General features: G+C 65.3%; 14 protein-coding genes. 10 read left to right on the top strand and 4 right to left on the bottom strand.

Annotation, left to right across the window (positions count from 1 at the left end):
• Positions 1-35: 35 nt before the first annotated feature.
• Together LMI96_RS05385 and LMI96_RS05380 are read right to left on the bottom strand one after the other, a co-directional pair.
• Positions 36-710, bottom strand: a complete 675-nt coding sequence (locus LMI96_RS05385) for a TetR/AcrR family transcriptional regulator (protein WP_223721571.1) — start codon at positions 708-710, stop codon at positions 36-38.
• A 272-nt stretch (positions 711-982) separates the two neighbouring features.
• Entirely contained in the window at positions 983-1,189 is a 207-nt protein-coding gene (locus LMI96_RS05380) for a hypothetical protein (RefSeq protein ID WP_223721570.1), read from the bottom strand.
• Positions 1,190-1,497: 308 nt separating this feature from the next.
• Here LMI96_RS05380 and LMI96_RS05375 point away from each other — a divergent pair, with 308 nt between their 5' ends.
• Positions 1,498-1,884 (top strand): hypothetical protein, encoded by a 387-nt coding sequence (locus tag LMI96_RS05375; RefSeq protein WP_223721569.1) that lies wholly within the window; start codon positions 1,498-1,500, stop codon positions 1,882-1,884.
• Between the two features lie 90 nt (positions 1,885-1,974).
• Here LMI96_RS05375 and LMI96_RS05370 read toward each other — a convergent pair whose 3' ends face one another.
• Positions 1,975-3,147, bottom strand: a complete 1,173-nt coding sequence (locus LMI96_RS05370; protein ID WP_223721568.1) for a glycoside hydrolase family 32 protein — start codon at positions 3,145-3,147, stop codon at positions 1,975-1,977.
• A 173-nt stretch (positions 3,148-3,320) separates the two neighbouring features.
• On the opposite strand from LMI96_RS05370, the gene LMI96_RS05365 reads away from it, so the two are divergent.
• From LMI96_RS05365 to LMI96_RS05335, 7 genes are all read left to right on the top strand, one after another.
• A complete protein-coding gene (locus LMI96_RS05365; RefSeq protein ID WP_223721567.1) occupies positions 3,321-4,637 on the top strand; it encodes an ABC transporter substrate-binding protein in 1,317 nt (438 codons plus the stop codon).
• 86 nt (positions 4,638-4,723) lie between these two features.
• Positions 4,724-5,617 (top strand): carbohydrate ABC transporter permease, encoded by an 894-nt coding sequence (locus LMI96_RS05360; protein WP_223721566.1) that lies wholly within the window; start codon positions 4,724-4,726, stop codon positions 5,615-5,617.
• The gene (locus LMI96_RS05355; RefSeq protein ID WP_223721565.1) at positions 5,614-6,453 is read left to right on the top strand and encodes a carbohydrate ABC transporter permease; all 840 of its coding nucleotides are present in this window, start codon (positions 5,614-5,616) and stop codon (positions 6,451-6,453) included. Before LMI96_RS05360 ends, LMI96_RS05355 begins: the two co-directional genes overlap by 4 nt.
• Positions 6,454-6,514: 61 nt before the next feature.
• On the top strand, positions 6,515-7,576 hold the full coding sequence (locus LMI96_RS05350; protein WP_223721564.1) for a LacI family DNA-binding transcriptional regulator: 1,062 nt from the start codon (positions 6,515-6,517) through the stop codon (positions 7,574-7,576).
• Positions 7,569-8,501 carry a carbohydrate kinase gene (locus tag LMI96_RS05345; protein ID WP_228360732.1) on the top strand — a complete coding sequence of 311 codons (933 nt, stop codon included), beginning with the start codon at positions 7,569-7,571 and terminating at the stop codon, positions 8,499-8,501. The genes LMI96_RS05350 and LMI96_RS05345 overlap by 8 nt, the downstream gene beginning before the upstream one ends.
• The gene (locus tag LMI96_RS05340) at positions 8,498-9,850 is read left to right on the top strand and encodes a NosD domain-containing protein (protein ID WP_223721562.1); all 1,353 of its coding nucleotides are present in this window, start codon (positions 8,498-8,500) and stop codon (positions 9,848-9,850) included. The genes LMI96_RS05345 and LMI96_RS05340 overlap by 4 nt, the downstream gene beginning before the upstream one ends.
• 515 nt (positions 9,851-10,365) lie before the next feature.
• Positions 10,366-10,524 carry a hypothetical protein gene (locus LMI96_RS05335; protein WP_223721561.1) on the top strand — a complete coding sequence of 53 codons (159 nt, stop codon included), beginning with the start codon at positions 10,366-10,368 and terminating at the stop codon, positions 10,522-10,524.
• Positions 10,525-10,771: 247 nt separating this feature from the next.
• Here the strand turns inward: LMI96_RS05335 and LMI96_RS05330 are convergent, their stop codons facing one another.
• Positions 10,772-11,401, bottom strand: coding sequence for a hypothetical protein (locus LMI96_RS05330; protein ID WP_267059278.1), 630 nt, complete (start codon positions 11,399-11,401; stop codon positions 10,772-10,774).
• A gap of 604 nt (positions 11,402-12,005) precedes the next feature.
• On the opposite strand from LMI96_RS05330, the gene LMI96_RS05325 reads away from it, so the two are divergent.
• Together LMI96_RS05325 and LMI96_RS05320 are read left to right on the top strand one after the other, a co-directional pair.
• Positions 12,006-13,133: an aminotransferase class I/II-fold pyridoxal phosphate-dependent enzyme gene (locus LMI96_RS05325; protein WP_223721559.1), complete on the top strand. Its 1,128-nt coding sequence runs from the start codon at positions 12,006-12,008 to the stop codon at positions 13,131-13,133.
• A 40-nt stretch (positions 13,134-13,173) separates the two neighbouring features.
• Positions 13,174-13,770, top strand: coding sequence for a helix-turn-helix domain-containing protein (locus LMI96_RS05320; protein ID WP_223721558.1), 597 nt, complete (start codon positions 13,174-13,176; stop codon positions 13,768-13,770).
• The last annotated feature ends 502 nt before the right edge of the window (positions 13,771-14,272 follow it).

Here is a 14,272-nt window from a genome sequence, read left to right as displayed (position 1 = left end):
CACTCGGTGCAGGTATCACCGAGACGCTCGATGGCTTACTGCGTTTTGTGATCAGCTCGTTCGCGGGCTAGAGGCACTGCAGTGCCCCAAAAAGTTGTGGTTTGGAACGCCCGCCATACCTCTGGTGCGTTCCCGATCAGAGGCTGCAGTTTACGTATAGCGCCCACGAAATCGAAGTCAGGATCCAGCAGCCACTGAACCTGCAGTCCATCCAACGCTGCCATCACCACCCCCGCCACCAGCTCAGCATCAGATCCATCCGTCCCCGCAGCGAGCTGGGCCTCTTTAATCGCTCGTCCCATTTGCTGGCGACCAACCTCGAATCGCTCCGCGAAGTAAGCCCTGGCCCTCGAATTCCCCGGCTCCACAGACCGCCCCAGCATGCTCGTGTACAGGGCGACGAGACTCGGGATCCTCACGTTGGATTCTGTACCGGCTTGCAGTTCTCCGACGAGGCCGACCCCTCCATCGTCACGTGACCTCAGATCAACTTCGGAATCGTGACGCACAAGGAGTTCGAGCAGCAGATCCTCGAGCGATGGAAAGTAATGAAGGATTGTTCCGTGATTGATATCGAGATCGTCGGCTATTGCCCTCAGAGACAACTTATCTAGGCCGCGATCCGCGAACACTTCGAGAGCAGTATCGAGGATCTCCCGCCGTCGCTCGATTCCTTTGGCGTATGGTCCTCGCCGGTTCAGTCGACTCATGAGACTGATTTTACGTCGGTCCCATCTCGGTACACCGACAAGCCAACGCCCGCAGGTCCGCGGACCCCAGGTCGTTACTCTGAACGAATCTCCCGCTGGCCTTGGCGGATAGGGCCCGTTCGAAGGCCCCGCTTCGTGCAGCGAACCAGGCCAAAGCGTGTGAACGATGAGTTGGCCGCCCACGCATCCGAGCAGATCCCTGTGGATGCGTCGTGGAGCTGGCCTCACCACCTCCAACGACCACTACACCTGGCGCAAGAACCCAAAACCTGTTATCCGCCCGGATCCCGCGTGATACGAACGTGTTGGTGGCTCCACGACTCGCCCAGGTCGCCCGTCATTCCGGCTTCGTGGAAGTCGAGCAGCGCGATGAAGTTCCCCTCCGGCACGACCATGCGTACGCCAGGCAGCTTCTCGTCGACGAGCTGAGCGAGCGTCTGCCGGTCCCGTCGAGGTACTCCACGATATGATCGAGCCACCGGCCGCCAGCAGAGTACGCGGCGATGTGCGCGACCACGCCGACCGTCGAGGCTCCATGACCGGCCCACATCGCGATCCGTTCCCAGAGCTGCGCATGCACGTCGTTCGACAGGATGATCTGTGCGCCCTTGAGTCCCGCGAGGTTCCACGCCTTCGAGGCGGATGTCGCGGTGAGGGTGTGCGAGGCGGCGTCATCCGACGCCGAGGCGTACGCGATGAGCCGTGCCGGCGCGCGCCGAGCCGGGGCAGGTGAAGTGCTCGATCGCCAGCTCAAACGCTGCGATCACGTCGGGAACATGGTGAGAAGGTGATGATCTGGCACGGCACGGCGGACGCTCTGCTCTCGGAGAACGAGACCGTACGCAACTGGAATGAAGTCCGTGAAGTCGCCGGAGGCCCCATCACCGATGATAACTCGCGCCTAATCGAACTGATCGAACGCAAAGCTCTGGTCTCCGAGATAGAGCATGCTTCCCGCATGCACCGCGCCGGCACTCTCGATGCATACGTCGTACATGAGCACCCAGAACCGGCGATGGGCTTCGCCGCGCCGCGAGCATGCCCGGATGCGGTGCTGGGGGCCCCCAGCGAGTCGGCGGCTCACCCTATCGAGGGTTCGGTGAAGCACACTCGTGAAGATCTCGTTGCCGCGCTGTCCACAGCGACTGATCCGATATCGGATCACTGGTGGTGAGAGCGCGGTCGCTGAGGCACCCGCGAGAGCGCCCTCTCACTCTCAACTGTGAATCGCGGCACCTCGCCTGGCCAACGCCTGCGTGAAGAGCTACCGGCTCTTGCTGCCGGCGTCGAATGCAGAGCCTGAGCCGACACCGAAGAGTGCCGCTCCGGTGAAGAGCTCCACGGTCTCACCATCGACGAGCACCTCGACCTCGCCGTCGCCGGCTGGCACGATGGTCTCTGCCCCCCGCCACGTGCAGATCACCGATTCGAGCTCGCGGCGGAGGGTGAGCGCGTCGTCCGCGCTCGCCGCTGCCCACTCTTCGCCGATGGAGATGCTCGTGCGCGCCGAGGCGGAGGCCCGCGCGACTCCCGGATGCGGCTCCGCGACAAGAGTGTCGCCCTCGAGTCGCAGCACGTGTGCCACGCTCAGTGCGCTGGCACGGCCCGCCTCGGCATCGCCCGCACCGCGCATCCACGAGATCAGGCATGGCAGCCCGTCGCGGTCGCGGAAGAAGGAGGGCGCGTAGTAGCTGTCGCCGTAGGTGAGGCGTCCCCAGCTGGCCGCATCGAAGCGTCCGTCTGCGAATGACCCGATGGCGTACGCGACGTAGTGCAGCTCGTCGTCCTGCCAGACCGAGGTGACCATCACATCGCGGCCGTCGATGGTGAAGATCTGGGGGCACTCCCAGAGTGCGCCCGTCCACACCGGCTCCGTCTCGCTCGTGTTCCGCGCTGCCGCCAGTCCGTCGAACGACCAGGAGCGGAGGTCGTCGGAGATGAATGAGCTCGCGGCGGCGTCGCCGCCGGCGATGGCGGTGCCCACGAGCATCCGCCACCGCTCGCCGTCGCGCATCACGAACGGGTCGCGGAAGGCGATGAGGTCGAGTGGTGGGGCTTCGGCGACGACGTCACCCTTCGTCCAGACGAGCCAGTCGTCGTCGACCGGGGTCGCGGTACGGATGCGGCCGACAGCGAACTCGGGTGTGGAGACCGCGGTGTAGAAGATGGTGGCGCGGCCGTCGTCGTCGACTGCGAGCGAGCCTGACCAGATGCCGTCGTCGCCGTCTCCCGGTTCGAGGGCGACGGGATGCTCGGTCCACGAGAACAGGTCGAGTGAGCTGGCATGACCCCAGCGGCATTCGGGCGCCCACGTGGTGCGGTCGGGCACGTACTGGAAGAAGAGATGGTAGCGGCCGTTGTGCCAGGTGAGCGCGAGCGGGTCGTTCATCCAACCCGAGCCGGGGGTGAAATGCCAGCGGGGGCGGTCGTGCGTCATGCGTGCGGCTCCTTTGCTGCCGCCATAGATAGCGGACCTGTCTCCAAGTATGGGCTTGACAAGACGATTTGGCAAAACGTATTGTCATGTTTGTCGCTCCGGCGGCGAGTGCCGCAAACCTGGGCACGTACCCTCGCAATCACGCAACGTCGCACAGAATTGGAGTCGAAGTGATGATGCTTCGCACACACACCCGGAAGTCCCGTCGTGTCCTGGCCGGCGCCACCGGCCTCCTTGCCGTCGGCATCACCGTCGTCCTTTCGGGATGCGGTGCCGGAGGAGGGGCCCCTGCAGCGGGCGCCGACTCGATCACCGTTCTCGTCGAGGCTGGCGGCCACGGCGAGTTGCAGCCCATCGCAGACCAGTTCGAGAAGGACACCGGCACTTCGGTGACTTTCGTCGAGCTGCCCTACGACGGCCTCTATAACCGGCTGAACAGCGAGTTCAGCTCGGGGTCGCTCTCCTTCGACGTCGCCGCCCTCGACTCGATCTGGCTGCCGACCTTCGCCGAGGCTCTCACCCCCCTCGACGATGTGTTCACCGATGACGTGCAGTCCGACCTCTTCCCGGCGCTCGTCACCGAAGCGCAGGTCGAGGGCTCCTTCGTCGGGATGCCCGCCTGGACCAACTCTGAAATTCTCTACTACCGCACTGACCTCTTCGAGGACCCGGCCCAGCAGGCGGAGTTCAAGGCCGAGTACGGCTACGACCTTGCGCCGCCCACCACCTGGGAGCAGTACTCGGACGTGGCGAAGTTCTTCACTCAGGACACCGACGGCGATGGCCAGGTCGACGTATATGGCACCGACGTGAAGGGCGCAGTCGAGACCGAGTGGCTCGCCACTCTGTCGCAGACAGGGGAGAAGAACATGGTCGTCGGAGACGACGGCTCGGTCTCCCTCGGCAATGCCGACAGCCTCGCGGCCCTCGATTTCTACACCAGCCTGCTGCCCTATGCGCCCTCGGGTGCCGCGCAGCTCGACTGGGCCGGTTCACAGAACCTCTTCAACCAGGGCCAGTTGGCGATGATGCGCTTCTGGGCGCACGCCTACAAGCAGATTCCCGCCGACTCGGCAGTAGCGGGCAAGGTCGGCGTCACCACGATGGTGGGTGGTCCCGGCGGAGTCGCCGGTGTGCCCGGCGCCTGGTACCTGTCGGTTCCGGCCGGTACGAGCAAGCAGGAGAAGGCGCTCGAGTTCGTGCAGTACGCCTACGACAACAACGAGCTGTCCGTCGACACCGATCTGGGGCTCGCCTCGCGCATCTCGGTACTCGAGCAGTACCAGGATGAGCCCGGCTACGAGAACTACAAGCCGCTGATCGACACTCTGAACGCCGAGTCGACCGTGCCGCGCCCCGCGAACCCAAATTGGCAGGAGATCGTCGATTCCGCTCTCATTCCGATGATCCAGAAGGCCGTCGTACCGGGAGCGGACAACCAGCAGCTCCTTGACGACGCCAAGGCGCAGGTCGAGTCCATCATCGAGTGACTCTGAGCTGTGGCGCCCGGTCCCGGACAGGGCGCCACAGCCGAATCACCCGCTCCTCGCCATCCCCTCGACCAGAAAGTCTCATCGTGCGTCTCACCGATCGCCGGTTCGCGTTCTTCCTGATGCTTCCGGCCACCGCCTTTCTCGCCGTGTTCGTGGCGTGGCCGCTTGTGCAGTTCGTCTCGGACTCTTTCTTCGAGATCAGCAAGTTCGCCGGTGGCCCCCGCACCTTCGTCGGCTTCGACAACTACATCGAGGCGTTCACCTCGGGTGACTTCGGCAACGCCGCCTGGCGCACCGTGGTCTACACGATCATCGTGGTCGTCTTCGAGTTCGTGCTCGGTCTCGCCGTCGCGCTCATGTTCACGGCGCTCGGCAATTCTTCCCGAGTGTTCCGCACGATCTTCCTCTACCCGCTGATGATTGCCCCGATCGTGGCCGGCCTGCTCTGGCGGTTCCTGCTGATCGACAACTTCGGCATCGTCAACCAGCTTCTGACGGATGCGCACATTCTGAGTGACCCCGGTCAGATCCAGTGGCTCAGCGACCCAAACATCGCCCTGTTCTCGGTCGCGATCCCTGACATCTGGCTGACCACCTCATTCATCTCGCTCGTGCTCTTCGCAGGCCTGCAGAACATCCCCGGCGACGTGATCGAGGCCGCACGACTCGACGGAGCCCGCTACCCGACGATCCTCTTCCGCATCATCATCCCGCTGCTGCGGCCTGTGATCGCGGTAGCCCTGATCCTCAGAGGCATCGACGCCGCCCGCGCGTTCGACGTCATCCTCATCCAGACCAACGGGGGACCGCAACAGAGCACCGAGACCATGTCGTTGCTCGTCTACCGCACCATGGTGCGATTCGGTGACCCGGGCCTGGCGAGCGCGATGGGAACCGTGTATCTCATCGCCATGCTCGCTGTCTCGGTCGCAGCCATCCTGCTCATCTGGCGTCCCGGAAATGAGAACAACCGATGAACGGCCTCGAAACCACCCGCGTCAGCTCACGGGCCATCCTCTGGGTCGCCCTGGTGCTCCTCGTCGTGCTCTACGGCTTCCCCTTTCTCTACATGCTGTTCACCTCGTTCAAGACACCGCTGGAGACCATCGCGGTGCCTCCGACGGTGCTGCCGTCGACCTGGACGATCGAGAACTACGCCTCGGCCATCGGCCGCGACGGCGTGGTCGCCTCGTTCATCAATAGCGTCGTGACGGCTGTGCTCAGCACTGCCATCTCGCTCGTTCTGGCGCTGCCGGCGGCCTACGCCGTCACGCGTTTCCGCACCCGCTTCGGCCGGTTCTTCATCGTCGGCGCCCTCGTGATGCGGATGGTGCCGCCGATCGTGATCGGTGTGCCGATGATCGGAATCTTCCGCAGTCTCGGCATCTCCGACACGTCGTTCGCGCTGGCCATCGCGCACGCCACGATCTCGCTGCCGCTGTCCATCTGGCTGATGTCGAGTTTCTTCGAGGCCGTGCCGGAAGAGCTGGAGGAGGCGGCGAAGATCGACGGCGCGAGTCGGCTCGGTGCACTCTGGCGAGTGGTGCTGCCTGTCACCGCCGGGGGCATCGCTGTCACCGCCATCTTCGCCTTCCTCGCGTCGTGGAACGAGTTCCTCTTCGCGCTGCTGCTCACGGCGACACGCTCGCAGACCACCCCGATCGTCATCGCGAACTTCCAGACTCAGTTCGGTCTCGATTGGGGGGCGATGACAGCTCTAGCGGTGCTCTACTCGGTTCCCGTGATCCTTCTGGCGCTTGTGCTGCAGCGTCACATCGTGGCCGGACTCACTGCCGGTGCGGTGAAAGGATGACGGACTCGGTGAGAATGGCCGGGAGCCGAACTGCCCGGCCTCAAGCATTCAAGGGGACACAGTGACACGCAAGGCCGTAGGCATCAAGGACGTGGCCCGGGAAGCGGGGGTCTCGGTCACCACCGTCTCGCACATCCTCAACGACGTCGAGTCCGCGCGCGCCAGCGACGAGACACGCGAACGGGTGAAGACCACGGCCGCGCGGCTCGGATACGGCGCTAACCGCATTGCCCGCAGCCTCCGGCGGCAGCAGTCCGAGATGATCGGCCTGCTCAGTGAGGAGATCGCGACCACTCCGCATGCCGGCCGCATCATCCTCGGCGCCCAAGAGGCTGCGCGGAAACGCGGGCTCACCCTCGTGCTCATCAACACCAGCCGTGATCAGCTCGACATCCAGCGCGATACGGACGCCCTGCTGCGCCAGCAGGTCGATGGCGTGCTCTACGCCACCATGTACCACCGCGAGATCGCCCTCCCGGCCTCGCTTCAGGCGGTTCCGACGGTGCTGATCGACTCGACTTCCGAGGACGGGCGCGTGCCGTCGGTCGTACCGGATGAAGAGGGAGGGGCCTTTGTCGCGGTCGATGAGCTGATCCGGCATGGGCACCGTCGGATCGGCTTCATCACCAACTCCGACGACGTGCCGGCGACCCGGGGGCGGCTGACGGGTTACCGCCGGGCCCTGGCGGGCGCGGGTCTGGAGTTTGACCCGACGTTCGTGGTCGCCGATCAGTCGGAGACCCCGGGCGGGTATAAGGCGGCGATGGAGATACTCGGCCGGCCGGACCGGCCGACGGGCCTGTTCTGCTACAACGACCGGATGGCGATGGGCGCCTACCGCGCGGCCGCCGAGCTCGGCCTTCGCATCCCAGACGATCTCTCACTGGTCGGCTTCGATAATCAAGAGCTCATCGCCGAAGGCCTCTACCCGGCGCTCACGACGGTGGCGCTCCCGCATTTCGAGATGGGGGAGTGGGCGCTCGAGGCTCTCGCCACGCTGATGGCGGGCTCGGAGGAGTCTGAGCAGCCCGCCGTGTACGAGGTGGTCGTACTGCCCTGCCCGCTGGTTCGGCGGCAGTCGGTCGGGGCCCCGGTTTCCTCGGAGGGGGGTTCCCGTGAGTGACCTGCTCGTCATCGGCGAGGCGCTCGTCGACGTGGTCTCGACTGGCGCCGGCCGTGAAGCACACCCGGGTGGAAGCCCCCTGAACGTCGCCGTGGGTCTCGCCCGGCTGGGGGCCTCAGTCACTCTCGCGACATGCATCGGTACCGACGAGTTCGGGCGGATCCTGTCGGGCCACCTCGCCCGGTCGGGTGTGGTGGTGACACAGGGATCGGTGGACCCCTCTATCCGCACCTCGTCAGCGACGGCAAGCATCCGATCTGACGGATCGGCACAGTATGACTTCGACATCACCTGGGACATCTCGGCTCCCCGCATCTCGAGTTTCCGTGGGCTCCACACCGGGTCGATCGGCGCTCTCCTCGCGCCGGGAGGCGACATCGTCGCGGCCTGCTTCGAGTCGGCCGGGCCGGAGATCCTTCGTTCGTTCGACCCGAACATCCGCCCATCGGTTCTGGGACCGCGGGAGCAGGTGCTCCCGTCGGTCGAACGAATCGCGCGAGCGAGCACGGTCGTCAAGCTGAGCGACGAGGATGCGGAATGGTTGCACCCGGGGCTCAACGCGGCCGAGGTGACGGCGCACTACGCGCGCCTCGGCGCGGCGCTCGTGGTCGTCACCCAGGGAGGTGCCGGAAGCGTCCTCCGTCTCGGCGCCGCGACGGCGTTCGTTCCCGCGCAGACCACCAAGGTCGCCGACACCATCGGGGCCGGCGACTCCTACATGGCGGGGCTCCTCTTCTTCCTCACCACGACGGTCGGTTCCGGCACACTCCTCGGCGGGGCGATGACGCTGCCCGACGCCGTGCAGGCGGCCGCGTTCGCCGCGGCCTGCGCAGCCGTAACGGTGAGCCGGCCGGGGGCAGACCTCCCGAGACTCGACGAGGTCGCTCCGGCGTCCTCCATCCGTTCCGAAAGCGAGAACCCATGACCGCCGCCAACCGATACGATGTGACGGACTGGCCCGTCGGAGATCCGACGGAGGACGTCGGCGAGGTGATCACGAGCATCATCGCCGACATTAAGCGCCGGCAGTCGGCGAGCGACGAGGACGACGGCGGTAAGCCGGGTGCCGTGATCTATCTGCCGCCAGGAGACTTCCGTCTGCGCACCCAGGTCGTGATCGACGTCAGCTTCCTCCGCATCGAGGGATCGGGGCACGGCTTCACCTCGTCGAGCATCCGGTTCAACGTGCCAGAGGACGAGTGGCCCGGTCTGCACGAGCTGTGGCCGGGTGGCAGCCGCATCCTCGTCGACATCCCGATCGGCGAGAACGCGTCGAAGTCCGACGGTGCCGCCTTCCTCGTCGAGCGCCTGGGGAGCCCGCGTATCAGCTCCGTGGAGTTCTCCAACTTCTGTATCGACGGGCTGCACTTCACCGGCGACGGCTCCGACCGGCACCCCGAGAACACCTACCGCAACGGCAAGACGGGCATCCAGGTCAACGGTGCCAACGACTCGTTCCGGATCAACGGGATGGGGTTTGTCTACCTCGAGCACGCCCTCACGATCCACAACGCCGATGCGCTGTCGATCCACGACAACTTCATCGCCGAGTGCGGCAGCTGCATCGAACTGCGCGGATGGGGCCAGGCGTCGAAGATCACCGACAATCTCATCGGGGCCGGCCCGGACGGTCACTCGATCTACGCCGAGAATCACGGCGGACTGCTCGTCACTGCGAACAACGTCTTCCCGCGCGGTGCGAGCAGCGTTCACTTCTCGGGCGTCACACGCTCGAGTGTCACGGCCAACCGCCTGCACTCCTTCTATCCGGGCATGGTCGTGCTCGACGCCGAGAGTTCGGAGAACCTCGTGGGCTCAAACCATCTGCTGCGGGACCTCGAGCCCTGGACCCCGTTTCTCGGCGCGGACAACGACCTCGACGACGACTATGGACTCGTGCGCATCAGCGGCAGCGGCAACTCTGTCATCGGCAATCACGTCTCCGAGATCGTCGACTCGCGCGGCATTCGCCCAGCCGGCGAGGCACCTACGATCTTCCGGCTGGTCTCGGGATCGGGCAATTACATCGCCACAAACCATATCGTCGCCCGGGACATCAACGCGTCGTCGAGTGGCTCCGCTTTCGAGGCGCAGGTAGACGCGCTGCTGAGCACAGCGGCCTCGGACGCGCTCGACGTTCGGACCGTCGTGGTCGAGACCGAGTCGACGGGCAACACCATCCTCGACTCCGGAACCGATAACCAGATCGTCGCCGATCGCGGCGTCAACGCAATTCGTGCAACGCCGGCAGCCTCACCCTCGAGCGTCAGCTAGGCGGGCGACGTAGGGACACCTTCTGCGTCTCGGTAAAGGACTGATTCTCGAGATGACGCATCCGGACGTGATTGGCAAGAGCACTTCGTGCTGGCAAACGCGAATGCGTGGTGCCAAATCAATCACATGCATGCTCGAGCTTCAGCCCTTGATCACGTCGGCGAGAACGTACGGGGAGATCGGCGCACTGCAGGACTAAGCCAAGCGGCCCACGCCAGTCCTGCAAAACCTCAGACGACGGACGATCGTCAGCGCGGACGCCGGCCAGGTGAACATCGGCCCCACCGGTCTAGATCGGATAGCGGCGGCCCTAGGGACGACGTTCATCGCACTGGTCTCCGCCGGGAAGCGACTCGTACCCCGATCAACGAAGTGACCTGGGGAACCAGGACCCCGAGAGCCTGACCGTACTGCTCGGGTTCCTTCCCGTCCACGGCGAGACACAGGTTTAGACCACGATTTTCGCGGTCGGCGCCCGTTAAGACGTACAGGCAGAACTCGACGGATGGAAGGAGATGGTCCTCGAAACTACTGGTTCACTACGGATCGAGGCAAACGGCGAGGATCTCTCCCTCTCGGACGGGCAACACATCATTTTCGCGGCCTCGACGCCCTACTCCTACGTCAACACTCGCGACGCCAGCACGTCGCTCACCCGCATCCTCGTCATCTGAGGAAGGGGCGAGGCTCTCGAGACGAATAGCGCTGGTTCTGATTGCTCCCAGAAAAACAGGCGTTCCCACAAGGCGCCACTGCGGGCTCCAGGATCGAGACGCGACGCTGCCGGCACTGTGACCACCCCCGCAGCCGCAGCGCGGCTCAGAAGGTCGAGACAATCGGTACCGAGGTCCTGGCGTCCTCTCGCCGAGCGGAGCCCCATACCCGGCTGCATCGCGGGGAAGCCTTCGAGCCGACACCGGCTTATCTAGGGGGCGACGTAATCAGCCCGAGCATTCGGGTGACGAGACCGGCGATTGCAGCATCTTCGATCCCCAGCCCGATCGATCGGAAGAAGGCCGTGCGGGTGCGCGATGGGGCGGGTGCTGTACCGGCGACGAGTTCGGGCAGGTCCCCGAGGATGTTCTTCGAGTTCCAGCCGAGTGCCGCCGCGGCGACGAAGTCGGGCACGGCGGCAGCGGAGGTGCGGTAGTCGCTGTATATCTCCAGCGACGGCAGCAGTGCGGGGTCGATCTCATGCGCGTCGGGTGCATTCGTGCTGATCGAAGTGATCAGCGCGGCCGGATGTGCGTGCGTCGCATCCAGCACAGCACCCGCGGCGGAGGTGCAAAGCGCGATGACGTCGGCGTCCAGTGCGGTTTCGACGCCCTGGACGATCTCGACTCCCGGCAGGTCTAGTTCGCGGGCGCTGCGCACGTGCATCCGGATCTCGGAGAAGGGACGCACAGCGCGCAGGTAGTCCACGTGGGCGCGTGCGACCGGGCCTGCGCCGACGACGCTGAGGGTGTTTGCGTCGGGCTTGGCGAGCAGGTCCACAGCCAGCGCGGTGGTGGCCGCGGTACGCAGGGTGGTCAGCGCCTTCGAGTCGATCAGGGCGAGCGGTTTTGCCGGATGTGACGTCGAAGATCAGTGTCCAGGCGGTGATGAGGGCGCCGTCTACGCGCGGGATGTACGGCGACAGCTTGACGGCGTACACGCCGGCGTCGAGGTCGAGCGCGGGGTAGGAGATGATGTCACCGCCGCCGTCGAGATCGAGGACGGTCTGCGTAGGCTGCACGGCACGTCCCGTGGCGAGTGCGCCGAAGGCGAAGCGCAGGCTCATGATGACCTCTTTCGGGTCGAGGGTCGGGAGCTGGTCGGCTGTGATGATCTGCGGGCTGCTCATGGTGTCCTTCCGGGCGGGTAGTTCAGGCGAGGTCGAGGGAACGGTAGAGGGTGCGCGCTCCGAAGCGCAGTGCGTCGGCCGGGGACGCGTTCGTCCACGCCGTGGAACATGCCGGCGAAGTTGTAGTGGCGGGGATCCTCACTGGGATTGGAGCGCGGCGGATGAATATGATCTAGCGTTGCTTATAGTGCGCACCGTGGGTAGTATAATGCGCATGGAGATTCTGTTTTCAGATTGTTTCCGAGCTCGGCGGTACGGGCCGGCCTGATAGATGTGATGTTCACATCCGCTCGCACTTTGAAAGTTGACGCCATGATTTCTACTCAGTTCCAGCCGTTCCAGCTTGAGGAATGGCAGTCCCTGTACGAGTTGGACGTCGATTTCAACCTCGCGGACAGCGGGGTCCAGCCGGTGCTTCTGTCCGAAATGCTGACCGATTCGGAGGCGATCGCCGACTTCCTGAACAGCGATCTGCACTATCCGGCGGTGAACGGAACAACCCTGTTGCGCACGCGGATCGCGGCGCTGTACGGCCCCGAGGTCACACCCGACGAAGTGCTCGTCACGGTAGGCGCAGCTGAGGCGAACGGCCTCGCCGTCACCACACTGACCCGGCCGGGCGACCACGTTGTTGTCCTGGAGCCCGGCTACCGGCAGGTCGCCGGGCTCGCGGCGAACCGTGGATGCGAGGTGGAGGCGTTCCACTTGATCGAGGCTGAGGGCTGGCGACCCGACCTGGAGGAGCTGGAGCGCATCGTGCGCCCCGACACCAAGCTGATCGCGGTGAACAACCCCAACAACCCCACCGGCGCGGTGCTCACCGCCGCTGAGATGGATGCGATCATCGCCATCGCGGCTCGGGTGGGCGCCTGGATCCTCGCTGACGAGGTGTATCACGGGTCTGAACTCGACGGAGTGGAGACCCCGAGCTTCCACGGCCGTTACGACCGGTTGGTCGTGACCAACAGCCTCTCCAAGGCATACGGTCTCTCCGGCGTGCGGCTCGGCTGGATCGTCGGCGATGCTGCCACCGTGCAGGAGCTGTGGCGCCGCCACGAGTACGCCACGATCTCGACAAGCAAGCTCTCAATGAAGATCGGGGAGCTGGCGGTCGAGCCGATACGCCGGGAGTGGCTCTTAGCGCGCAACCGCCGCTTCGTCCGGGAGGGCTTCGCGCGGTTGGCGGCCTGGGCCGAGACGACCGAGGGCGTCGTCACCGTGGTCGAGCCGAAGGCGACCGCGCTGGCGTTCCCCCGCATCGGCTTACCGCTGACCTCGCTCGAGGTCGCGCATGAGCTCCGGCTCGACGGCGTGCTGGTCGGCGTTGGTTCGCACTTCGGTGTCGAGAGCCACATTCGTGTCACGCATGCGCTCGACGGTGCATACATGGATGCGGGGCTGGCTCGGATGGGCGAGACGATCGCGCGCCTGGCGCGCTGATCCGCCTGACAGACTTGGATTCGGCGACGGAGGGAACACGGTGGCGGATCAGACGGACGCGCAGAGCACGTCAGACGGCGTCATCGATCGGTTAGGGCGCCGCATCCGCTCGCTGCGCAAGGCTCAGCCGTTGACGGTCCAGGAACTCGCTGATCGCTCCGGGGTCAGTCGGCGGCTGCTGACCCAGATCGAATTGGGGCAGGCGAATCCGAGCTTGGTCACTGTGGACCGCATCGCCAAGGTGCTCGGCGTCGATTTCGCTGCGCTGACCGCGCCGCGAGAGGCGGACCCCGGAGTTGCCGCCGTGCGGACCATCGAGCAGGCGACGCTGATCTGGTCCAGCCCGTTCGGCAGCACGGCGCACCTGCTGATCACGAGCGAGCACAGCGGTGGGCCCGAGCTGTGGCGCTGGCGGCTGCTCCCGCAGGATCGCTACGTCGCCTCACCCGACCCGTCCGGATCAGAGGAACTCTTCGTCGTGCACGAGGGCAGCCTCGATATCGTCGCTGACGGTGCGGCCGTCACGGTCCCGACCGGCGGCAGCGCTCGATTGCGCAGCGATCGCGAGTACCGGTACGAGAACCGCGGTCCAGAGACACTGGTGTTCAACCGTGTCGTGGCCGTGAGTCGGACGTAACCCGGCCTGCCGCACGTTGCCGATTTCCTGGCGCGCAGGCGGTACACGACCCCCGTACAGCGATATCGCCAGCACATGGGTCAGGAGGCGAAGTCGGGGAGGGAGTCGAGCAGTCGGCGACGTCGTCGTTGTACGGGGTGAGACCAAATAGGTAGGGCTTCGGGTGGCTCAACTCGAGACGGCGGAAGGCCTCGTAGACGTAGAACGAGCCGGCCGGGGCGAGGATGTCGCGCTCCTCGTGGTTGCCGCGGTCGGGGCGCCGGCCTCTCAGGCGAGCACACCCCTGCGGAGCCGTTCGAGGGCCTGATCGGAGTGTGGGGTCCGCTGTCATTCTCGGACGCCGGTGTCGGATCTGCGGCTTTCGCCATCACGAATACGTCTCAGGGTGTGCTCCGCGTGGGTCAGATCATGTTCACTCCGATTGCAACAACTCTCTGCGGTTCCTGCTCGTCGGCGGTCAGGGCGACGGGGCTGCCGTCCAGGGTGCCCTCACCTCCAGCCC

Origin of the sequence: Microbacterium sp. cx-59, assembly GCF_020805625.1 — a bacterium.
Classification (GTDB): domain Bacteria; phylum Actinomycetota; class Actinomycetes; order Actinomycetales; family Microbacteriaceae; genus Microbacterium.
Note: the sequence above shows the minus strand (reverse complement) of the source record. Positions and strands in the feature narration are given on the sequence as shown.